This is a genomic window from Acinetobacter sp. GG2 (assembly GCF_000292385.1).
Lineage (GTDB): Bacteria > Pseudomonadota > Gammaproteobacteria > Pseudomonadales > Moraxellaceae > Acinetobacter > Acinetobacter seifertii.
Map to the genome: position 1 here is coordinate 197,902 of NZ_ALOW01000037.1, position 10,655 is coordinate 208,556.

The 10,655-nt window shown below is 36.7% G+C and carries 11 protein-coding genes; 3 read left to right on the top strand and 8 right to left on the bottom strand.

Annotation, left to right across the window (positions count from 1 at the left end; genetic code table 11):
- Window positions 1-102: 102 nt before the first annotated feature.
- From B554_RS0113170 to B554_RS0113180, 3 genes are all read right to left on the bottom strand, one after another.
- Entirely contained in the window at window positions 103-1,500 is a 1,398-nt protein-coding gene (locus B554_RS0113170; RefSeq protein WP_019458421.1) for an amino acid permease, read from the bottom strand.
- Between the two features lie 102 nt (window positions 1,501-1,602).
- Window positions 1,603-3,171, bottom strand: coding sequence for a CoA-acylating methylmalonate-semialdehyde dehydrogenase (locus B554_RS0113175; protein WP_019458422.1), 1,569 nt, complete (start codon window positions 3,169-3,171; stop codon window positions 1,603-1,605).
- 109 nt (window positions 3,172-3,280) lie between these two features.
- The gene (locus B554_RS0113180) at window positions 3,281-4,663 is read right to left on the bottom strand and encodes an aspartate aminotransferase family protein (RefSeq protein WP_081400382.1); all 1,383 of its coding nucleotides are present in this window, start codon (window positions 4,661-4,663) and stop codon (window positions 3,281-3,283) included.
- Window positions 4,664-4,760: 97 nt separating this feature from the next.
- Between B554_RS0113180 and B554_RS0113185 the strand changes: the two genes are divergently transcribed.
- Together B554_RS0113185 and B554_RS0113190 are read left to right on the top strand one after the other, a co-directional pair.
- Window positions 4,761-5,678: a LysR family transcriptional regulator gene (locus B554_RS0113185; protein WP_019458424.1), complete on the top strand. Its 918-nt coding sequence runs from the start codon at window positions 4,761-4,763 to the stop codon at window positions 5,676-5,678.
- A 72-nt stretch (window positions 5,679-5,750) separates the two neighbouring features.
- Complete coding sequence (locus B554_RS0113190; RefSeq protein WP_019458425.1) at window positions 5,751-6,101, top strand: hypothetical protein; 351 nt, start codon at window positions 5,751-5,753, stop codon at window positions 6,099-6,101.
- A 143-nt stretch (window positions 6,102-6,244) separates the two neighbouring features.
- Here B554_RS0113190 and B554_RS0113195 read toward each other — a convergent pair whose 3' ends face one another.
- The 5 genes from B554_RS0113195 to B554_RS0113220 form a co-directional block, all read right to left on the bottom strand.
- Entirely contained in the window at window positions 6,245-6,811 is a 567-nt protein-coding gene (locus tag B554_RS0113195; protein WP_019458426.1) for a TetR/AcrR family transcriptional regulator, read from the bottom strand.
- A 780-nt stretch (window positions 6,812-7,591) separates the two neighbouring features.
- Entirely contained in the window at window positions 7,592-7,975 is a 384-nt protein-coding gene (locus tag B554_RS0113205) for a hypothetical protein (RefSeq protein ID WP_004700627.1), read from the bottom strand.
- A 253-nt stretch (window positions 7,976-8,228) separates the two neighbouring features.
- Window positions 8,229-8,606, bottom strand: a complete 378-nt coding sequence (locus B554_RS0113210; protein ID WP_019458428.1) for a hypothetical protein — start codon at window positions 8,604-8,606, stop codon at window positions 8,229-8,231.
- A gap of 51 nt (window positions 8,607-8,657) precedes the next feature.
- Window positions 8,658-9,092, bottom strand: coding sequence for a hypothetical protein (locus B554_RS0113215; RefSeq protein WP_019458429.1), 435 nt, complete (start codon window positions 9,090-9,092; stop codon window positions 8,658-8,660).
- 296 nt (window positions 9,093-9,388) lie between these two features.
- A complete protein-coding gene (locus tag B554_RS0113220) occupies window positions 9,389-9,793 on the bottom strand; it encodes a hypothetical protein (protein WP_019458430.1) in 405 nt (134 codons plus the stop codon).
- 200 nt (window positions 9,794-9,993) lie between these two features.
- Between B554_RS0113220 and B554_RS0113225 the strand changes: the two genes are divergently transcribed.
- Window positions 9,994-10,536 (top strand): RNA 2'-phosphotransferase, encoded by a 543-nt coding sequence (locus tag B554_RS0113225; RefSeq protein ID WP_019458431.1) that lies wholly within the window; start codon window positions 9,994-9,996, stop codon window positions 10,534-10,536.
- Window positions 10,537-10,655: the final 119 nt, after the last annotated feature.

Genomic DNA, 10,655 nt, shown 5'->3' on the forward strand with positions numbered 1-10,655 from the left:
TATAAATAACAACTAAAATAAAAATATCAGACTTAAAAATAAAAAGCTCCTTTTTCATTAAGGAGCTTTTTATTTATATCATTAAAATTTTATTTAATATTCTTATAAATTACTCTGATTTATAGCAACCGAACGGGTTTCTTTACGCTTTCGGGTCACAACCAATCCGCAAACTACCACAGCCAAAGTCACGCCTAAAGATAAAGTTGTTTCATAACTATATGCTGGTGATAAGAACATATAAGCGAGCACACTTAAAATAATGATAATCACAAACCAAGTCAGCCATGGAAATAACCACATTTTAAATGGAATTTCCGCTCCAACTGCCTCTAGCTTATGTCTTAAACGTAGCTGTGAAAACGCAATAACCAAGTACACCAGCAACGCAATTGACCCTGTACTTGAGAGCAATAAGCTAAATACTTTTCCTGGAAATACATAGTTAATAACACAGCACACTAAACCAATAAAAGTTGAGGAAAACACCGCAATAGCAGGTACACCCGCATAATTCACTTTAGTGACTGCCTGCGGTGCTTCATTGCGTGTTCCTAAGCGGAATAGCATACGAGAAGACGTATAAATTGCGGCATTCATACAGCTTGCCACAGCAATAAACACAACCGTATCAATGATAAGTTTAGTACCCGGTACGTTTAAGCTCATTAAAACGTATTGGAATGTCCCGTACTTCTGTAAGTCCGGTGAACGCCAATCGACAAGTGAAACGGCAATAAACATTGAGACCACAAAGAAAAGAATAATACGGTACAGCACCAAATTGGTGGCACGTCTAATTTTCTGTTTAGGGTTGGATGACTCTGCCGCGGCAATCGAGACAATTTCTACCCCAAAAAATGAAAATGCCGTAATTAAGATGGCAGATAAAATACCTCCCATACCGTGCGGCATAAAGCCAGCGTTGTTATATAAATTGGCAACACCGCTAACATTTTTAGCTAAAGGCCAAACACCTGAAATTGCCAAAATACCAATAATAATGAAGCCAATAATGGCAACGACTTTGACTAATGAAAACCAGAATTCAAACTCGCCAAAACTTTTGGTACTAAAAAAATTGGCTAAGCTTAAGAACACAATAAAGCAAAATGCATAAATAGAAACTGAAACGCCCGGAAACCACGAATGTAAAATTTCAGCACCTGCGATGGCTTCTACCGGAATCGCAAGTACCCAAAACCACCAATATAACCAACCAATCGTAAAGCCTGCCCACGGGCCAATTGCTTTACGGGCATAGGTAGAAAATGAACCAGTGTCTGGCTCTAAAACGGCCATTTCACCTAACATGCGCATCACCAGAAATACCATAATGCTGGTAATCAGGTATGCAAGAATGACCGCAGGACCTGCTTTGGCAATTGCCGAAGATGAACCGACAAATAAACCTGCGCCAATAACACCGCCAATACTAATCATTGTGATATGGCGATTTGAAAGTCCTTCGCCTAATTTTTTTGTTGTATCATTATTCATATTTCATTCCTTAAAAATATATCCATAAAAACAATCTATTACATGTCAAAATCCTACAGTTATGAAAAAAGGGAAAACTGCTGTTTTCCCTGATAGTAAAAATTAATTTAAAGTTGGCATTGAGAACTGTTTTGCTTCACGGACTTGAGCCGATGGCCAACGTTGAGTAATGGTTTTACGGCGTGTGTAGAAACGGACACCGTCTGGACCATACGCATGTAAATCACCAAACAACGAACGTTTCCAGCCACCAAAGCTGTGGTAAGCCACAGGTACTGGTAAAGGCACATTAATACCGACCATACCCACTTGAATGTGACTGCTAAAATAGCGCGCTGCCTCACCGTCACGGGTATAGATACAAGTACCGTTGCCATATTCGTGGTCATTAATCAGTTGCATGGCTTCTTGCATACTATTCACACGCATAACTTGCAGTACAGGACCAAAAATCTCTTGCTGATAACTGGTCATGTTTGGAGTGACTTGGTCAATTAAAGTTGGCCCAACAAAGAAGCCTTTTTCATAGCCTGCCGGTTTTGCATCGCGGCCATCTACCACAATTTTTGCGCCTTGCTGCTCTGCACTTTGTATATAAGCCTGCACTTTGTCTTTATGTGCTTGGGTAATGAGCGGTCCAAAATCGTTGCTTGCATCTGCATAGTTGCCGAACTTCAATTTTTTCATTTCTTGAGTAAGCTTATCAATCACAACATCGGCAACTTCATCGCCAATGGCAACCGCAACCGAAAGTGCCATACAACGTTCGCCCGAAGAGCCAAAAGCTGCGCCTAGTAATGAAGTCACCACGTTATCAATATCGGCATCCGGCATGATAATCGCGTGGTTTTTTGCACCGCCTAATGCTTGGCAACGTTTACCTGTTGAAGTCGCTGTACGGTAAATATATTCAGCAATTGGGGTCGAACCTACAAAGCTGACTGCCTGAATACGAGGATGGTGCAATAAGGCATCTACCGCTTCTTTGTCACCATTCACCACATTAAATACGCCGTCAGGTAAACCCGCTTGTTTTAATAATTCTGCAAGGTATAAAACCACTGAAGGCGCTTTTTCAGAAGGTTTTAAAATAAAGCAGTTTCCGCAAACCAGTGCCATTGGGAACATCCACAACGCCACCATAGCTGGGAAGTTAAATGGAGTAATGCCAGCGACAACACCTAGCGGTTGGAACTCGCTCCATGAATCGATATCTGGACCGACATTTTTTGAAAACTCCCCTTTTAAAAGCTCTGGTGCGCCGCAAGCATATTCAACGTTTTCTATACCGCGTTGCAATTCGCCTTGAGCATCATGAGAAATCTTACCGTGCTCTTGTCCAATCAAAGCGCAAATCTTTTCGGCATTTTGTTCTAATAATTGTTTGAACTTGAACATGACACGCGCACGTTTAATAACTGGTGTATCGCGCCATGCAGGAAATGCTTGCTCGGCTGCCTGAACTGCTTCATTTACCGTTTGAGCATCTGCAATTTCGACTTCTTTACTAATTTCACCCGTCGCAGGATTGTAAACAGGCTGTTTTCTTGCCGTTTTAGATACAATTCTTCCTTGAATGAAATGCCCTAGCACTTTTTTGGCTTGTTCACTATGCGTACTATTTTCAGTTGAAACTTCTTCATAGCTAAAATCTTCTAGGCCATTTGTCATTGTTGTTACTCCTTACTACAATTAGTTTTGAGATCAAACTGTATTTTTCATTTGGTTTTTTAAAAAGCATCTATTACCGTTATAGATGCCCATGGAATGTCTCTAAGTTTTACTTCACTTGATAAAGCGCATCGCCCACGGCATTCATTAAGCGGTCAATATCTGCCTCAGTGCTGTTAAACATTGGACCGAACTGAAGCGTGTCGCCTCCAAAGCGAACATAGAATCCTTCTTTCCAAAGTTTCATACCAAGCTCAAAACCTCGAATGGTGGCATCGCCATCACGTGGTGCCAATTGCATTGCACCAATCAAGCCACAGTTACGTATGTCTAAAATGTGCGGTGCGCCTTTTAAACCATGCAGCATTTTTTCAAAACTTGGAGCCAACGCCGCCGATTGAGCCAACAGATTTTTCTTTTCTAAAACTTCAAGCGCAGCTAAAGCGGCAGCACAAGCAACCGGATGTGCCGAATAGGTATAGCCGTGAGTAAATTCAATGGCATGTTCGGGTAGGTCCTGCTGCATAAAGGCAGAATAAATTTCATGGCTTGCCACCACTCCACCTAAAGGAATGGCACCGTTGGTGACTTGTTTCGCAAAGTTCAAAATATCTGGTGTTACCCCAAAATACTCTGCCCCTGTCCACGTTCCTAATCGCCCAAAGCCTGTAATCACCTCATCAAAAATTAACAAGATGTCATGCTGATCACAGATCTCTCTTAAGCGTTGTAAATAACCCGTTGGCGGCACAATACAACCAGCCGAACCGGAAATAGGCTCTACAATGACGGCTGCAATATTTGAAGCATCGTGTAGCTCAATTAACTTAAGCATTTCATTGGCAAGTTCTACCCCGCCTGTTTCTGCACAGCCTTTGGTAAAAGTTAAATTTGGCTGCAAGGTATGCGGTAAATGGTCTACATCCATAAGCTGACCAAACATTTTACGGTTGCCGCCAATACCACCTAAGCTTGTCCCCGCAACATTTACCCCATGATAGCCACGAGCACGACCAATCAATTTGGTTTTGCTTGGTTTACCTTTAATACGCCAATACGCACGTGCCATTTTTATAGACGTATCTGCCGACTCCGAACCTGAGTTGGTAAAGAAAACGTGTTGTAGTTTTTCAGGCATATGCTGAACAATTTTATCTGCCAGCTTAAAAGAAAGTGGATGACCAAACTGAAAAGCTGGTGAATAGTCTAGTTGACCTAACTGAGCACTTACCGCTTGTTGAATTTCGGGTAAGGTATGACCAGCACCACACGTCCATAAGCCCGAAAGTGAGTCATAAATTTCACGGCCCGAATCATCAATCAGGTATGACCCTTTTGCACCGACAATCATGCGCGGGTCTTTAGCAAAGTTTCGATTTGCAGAGAAAGGCATCCAGTGTGCCTGATAATTTATATGCATATTATTATTAAGTTGAACCGCATCTAAAGTATGCTCTGAGTCGCTAAATTTATCCGTATCAAACATAACCATTCCTGTTTATTTTCAAATTATGGTTTGAGTGTACATAGCGAGATAAGTTTGATAAATTCAAATTATCTTGAGTTTAGATTTAAAAAAACAAAACTAAATGAAACCTAAAAAATTAAATCAAGTCACTGATTTTGATATAAAACTTCTCAAAATATTTAAAACGGTTTGCGACTGTCACAGCTTTACATCTGCCGAAAGTATTTTAGGTATTAGCCGCTCTGCAATTAGTTTGCATATGAGTGATTTAGAAAATCGTTTGGGCATTCGACTATGTCAGCGAGGGCGTGCCGGGTTTGCCCTCACCGATGAAGGACGGGAAATTTTAGAATATATTGAAGTACTCACAGCAGCGATTGAAGACTTCCGCTCTAAAGTCAACCAAATGCATAACCGCCTCAAGGGTGAGTTTAATATCGGGATTATTAACAACCTTGTGACTATGCCTAGAGGCTATATCACCAACACCTTGACTCAACTTGCCGAAGAGCATGCCGAAGTTATTATTAATATTAGTATGAGTACTTTGTCAGATATTGAGTGCCGCGTGCTCGATAACCGTTTGCATGCAGGCGTTATTCCCCTTGTGACGCCTTTGTCTGGTTTAGACTATTTCGATTTATATAGTGAAAGTTCATTTTTATACTGCGGCAAAAACCATCCTTTATTTAACCAATGTAGCAATATTAATTTAAATGAATTAAAAAAATGGCAAGCCATTCTTCCTAATTATGCGATTACCTCAGAAGCCGCAAAGCTACATCAGCTTTTAGACTGTAAAGCGACCGCAAGTGACCGCGAAGGGATTGCCTTTCTAATTTTAACCGGCAAATTTTTAGGTTTTTTACCCGACCACTATGCAAAAAAATGGGTTGAAGACGGTGTGATGCAACCTGTTTTAAAAGACAAAATGCACTACACTACCCCTATATGCTTAATTACTCATAAGGGTAAGAACCACAATAATATTTTAAAAACCTTTATGGAGATGCTTGAGAAACGAATCAATAGTGATTAAAAATATTTAGGCATGACAATTTTACTTAACAATTTGATAAAATCACATAAATAGTTAGAAAAGTAAGTAAATATGCATTTAAATAAAAATTTATTTTACGTTCATCGCTGTGTAACAGGCTTTTATATTTTAATGTTGATCATAGCAATTTTCCTACTGGCAAATTATGGAGTAAAAAAAGAAAACTTAATTTTTTCTGTTTTTGTTCTTGCCATTTATGCAGGCTTAGGTGCTTTACACTTTAGAGCTTCAAATGAAGTATCTAAAGGGACTGAATCGGGCAAAAATTTATCACAGGGTGTTGGAGTATTACTATTGCTTGGATTCCCGATCGGTACAATTTTGGGTATTACCATTTTAGTTCTAACGACTAAAAAACGTTGGCAGTGGGGAGAACTACCAGAATATGAAAATATTGAATAAAGTTTTATTTACAATATTGTTTTTTAGAAACCTCTAGTAATTTTTTGATGACCTAAATTTATTAGCTTTAGTTTCATAAGAGACTAAAGCTAAATTAATATCAGCTTAAGCCTCACTTTATGCATAAAGTTACATTTATAATCTCAAGAATAAACCAAACCAAGCTTTAGTAAAAAGTAATCCAGTACCTTCTCTGTTTCAGCCACATTGCAGTTATCTAACAATTGAATAATCGTGCCCTCAATCATATATAAAAAGAGTCTGGCCTCATTAAATGTTGCATCGATTTTTAACTGTCTGAGATGGCTATAAATTTCATTGATAAGCCACATTCTATATCTCACTGCGGTCTGAAAAGCATTTGGATAGCTAATTTTTGTTTCAAAAACAGCCTTAAATAATATGTAATATGGCCCTTCTATATCGCTATGTAAAAAGTACAGCTTCTTAAGTTTATCTAGTGTACTTGTAGCGTGGTCATATTCGACCATTTCAATCACTTGTTCTTGAAGACGTTCTTTTTGCACGATTAAACAGATTTCAATGAAGCGCTGTTTAGAGTGAAAATAGTTATAAAAGGTCATTTTTGTGACTTCGGTTTCCCTCACAATTTTGTCGACGCCAACAGTGTGAAATCCACCGTGATGGAACAGATGAATCCCTTTTTTTACAACTTCAAAAGCACGTGTTGGGAGTGTTAAATTTGGCATAGTTTTACCGTTATAAAATAAATTTTTGTTGTATATAAATGAGTTAAAAAAATCTGTGCCCTTTCTGGGAGAAAAAAAGGCACAGCAAAACCCATAAAGACTGTGCTTGGCACATCTCGAGTTTTATAGTTGCTAAATTTTTAGTCGTGACGATTTAAAGCTTGATAAACCTAATGGCAATCAAACTCGTTAATAAACTAAGTTGTGTTGTTATAGCTTTTGGCAAAGGCTGCCAAGAAATAATGAATGTACAAAGCCAACTCCTTTTTATTGGGAGTTCTGCCAGACATTAAAATTATGGTGGCAGAACGAAAAGGGGTTGACGGACTGGTCATAGAGCCAGCACACCCGAAGGTGTCCCCCTCCCGTTCCGCCGCAGAGGGGGCACGAGGGGCTAAGCATTAAAAGTAAAACCTTTAATGCTTCTATGATACGGTCCGTCAAAACCGACTGGCAATGTAGGCCAGCACGCAAAGGATAATAGTCACTCTATTTATCGTCAAGCACAAAAAGTGACAACTGTTTTAAAATAAAACAGACAAAGTATTTGATAAATCAGTGGGTTTTTAAGATGAACTACAAAATCTACGGGTAAAATCAGATGTTGTTATTTCTATAGTTTTTTAAAAAATAATTGAGTTCAGCAATAAGAAAGATTGGGCTAATTCTTATAGTTCCTAATCAGAATAGATGAGAAAAATAAGCCTCTTACTCTCAGTTGGCTTGAGGCTTGGTAAATTCATTTTAATAGCGCCCGTTTAAAGATGCTACATAAAATAATTAATGGTTCTTTTTAGAGAATTTATGACCTTTAGGAAGTGGAGCATCACATGGTTGATCCGTCTTTACATCGACCATTTTCACTGGCCCATCATTGTAGACCGTTACTTTACAGCCTTTTACAACATATTCCTGTTCAATACCACCGTACCTTTCATCATCAGAAACGGGAGCTACAGAAGTTACACCATAACAAGCTCCATCAGCACCACATTCAACCTCTACTCCACTAACATCAGCTCCACCTGCTTCTGCCACTTCTGCTCCAGCAGCTTCCATTGCATCAACCTCTTCAACCTGTGTCTTTGCTGCATATGTATTTGAAAGACTCATCATCAGAAAAACTGCAAGAAAGAACTTACTACTGCGATTTATTGAATTCATGTTTTATCCATATCTATTGATTTGAAATTGGTGCTTTCTGGGAAGAAAAAGCTTCAACTTTCCTATTTTTCAAAAAATATTAAAAAAATTTTAGAAGTCATACAATGTCATATAATTAGGTTAATTTGGGAGCAATTTTTTAAACTACCTTAACTTTCATAGATAACTTCATACTGACCATTTAACTCTTCTCTTAAAAGATCGAATAATTCACTTCCTAATAGTTTCGTTTTTACAACATAACTAATTTTATTTATAAATTTTTCAGCCAATCTGGTTCCTCTTCTGCAATAATGTCAACATACTCTCTATTTTCAATAACTTTAATCCAACCCCCACTCCACAGCTCAAACATAGACAGTTTTTCAATAATATATAAATTGTTATCAAGCTTAGATATAGAAATCATCCCAAATTTATCATGAATATATTCGCCACCTGCACCTGCTGGTACACGAGCATCTATATCTTTATGATTCCAATTCAAAACTTTTCCTGTTACCTGCGGAACAGCCTCCAAAAACTCAATTTCAAATGTACTAGATATTTTGCACACACATGGAATATCATTTACTTCCAATATTTTTTTTGTATACAAATTATCTTCAAAATTAACGATTACTTCTAACATTCTTTATAATTCCTAGCTATTACTGTTTCACCAGTAAATACTTTTATATCACTATATTTTTGATACGCTATTAAATATTATCCCCAGCTTTAAGTTGATTATATTATTAACAATTTCCACTACATCTACATCTTCATCCAAATACTTTTCATACCAATAATCTATTTTATTAAGAGGATTAAAAATAACACCTAAACAACCACCTTGATTATTATCAACATAAAAAGACATATCATTATTTAAACAATACTTTTCAATATCAAAAAGAATAGCAGGCACTACCCGCACATAATCATCATAAATATAGTAATATAGGCAATTATTTTTAACAAACCCACCTAAAACAAAATACTTCTCCCCTACGATTAAAGCATAATCATAATTATAGCCATAATCATAATTTACTGATAACTTGAAAAAACTATTAAAACTACTCCCTTTTTCAACTAATGCTTTTCCAATGGAATTAGAAATACATTCAACCACAGTTATTACTCCTATTGAACTTTCGATCGCTGCTCAACATTATCTACAGTTTTATCACGTACTCCTACGAGTCTAGATGCTGAAGCAAGTCTTGCTAAAGCCCTGCTTCCTGTTACAAATCAGTATGTAAAGCCTGTATGCTAGTTGCATATGTATTTGGAAGACTCCTCATCAGAAAAACTGCAAGAAAGAACTTACTACTGCGATTGATTAAATTCATGTTTTATCCATAGCTATCGATTTAAAATTGGTGCATTATGGGAGGGGATGAAAATTAATTAGCGATAGTAGAATTTCTACTTCAACTTATTTAAAAGCCTTTCTATATCAACCTTATGTTTATTATATACATCTTCCTTTATTTCATATTGAAATATTCTATTCAGATGATAACTCAATAGAGTTAAATCTTCATTATTTTTATCAGTTACAATTTCTTCCAAAATTTTTATAAACTCTGACAACGGTGAAATCTTCAAAAATACTAAATATGGACTTTCTGATGAAAATGGTAACTTATGTAAATAATAATTCATTAATATTTTTCTTTCCTTTTTTCCCCATGAAAAATGAGGAATTAACTGGAATGCAAAATAATAATCCTCACTATTTAAAGGATAGTTATGCAACAACCAAAAGCATCTTTCCTCATTAGTATATTTTTTTAAACTTTTGATAATACTCTTTAATTCATTAATCATTTAACCTTCCAGAAAACACAAAATTTTATAGATTTTACCTACTATCTCAAACTTTTAAATTGTATAGGTCAAATGCTTATGTATCACTACACAGAAAACTTGGCCTCATTTTATAGCTAGCATCTTTTTAGCTATTCCACAAACTATCCTTAAATTAATAAAATCACTAAAATATAAAAAACTCTAATACTCTTATATCTATGAACGAAAAAGCAATTAGCCAATATTTAAGTTTTATTCTAAGACACAAACCAGAAGAAATTGATCTAACATTAGATCGTGAAGGTTGGGCAAATATTGAAGAGTTAATTTCCAAGTCACAACCAGTCAAGAATGTAGATTTAGAAGAAGAAATTATTAAGAATATTGTGAACAATAGTGATAAAAAGCGCTTCCAAATTTCTGACGATGGAAAATATATTCGTGCTGTACAGGGCCACTCAACCACAAGTGTCGATATCACTCTAAATAAGCTTGTGCCACCAATCTCTCTTTATCATGGTACAGCTCAAAGATTTATAGATTCTATAAAAGAACAAGGTTTGATCTCAAAGGATCGTCAATATGTACATCTAACAGAAAATAAAGACACCGCTCTATCTGTGGGAACACGTTATGGTAAACCTGAGATTTTAATTATTCATGCTTTAGAAATGCATAAGAATGGATTCGAATTTTTCCAAGCTGAAAATGGAGTCTGGTTGGTTAAACATGTACCAGTAGAGTTTATTGTTTTTCAATAAATAGCATAAAGCTAAGAACCAACTTTATAAAAATCGCCTAAAATAAAAAAAGCTCCATTAACAGGAGCTTTTTTTGAATCTTGGCAGAGGATCAAGGACTCGAACCTTGACGAACGGTT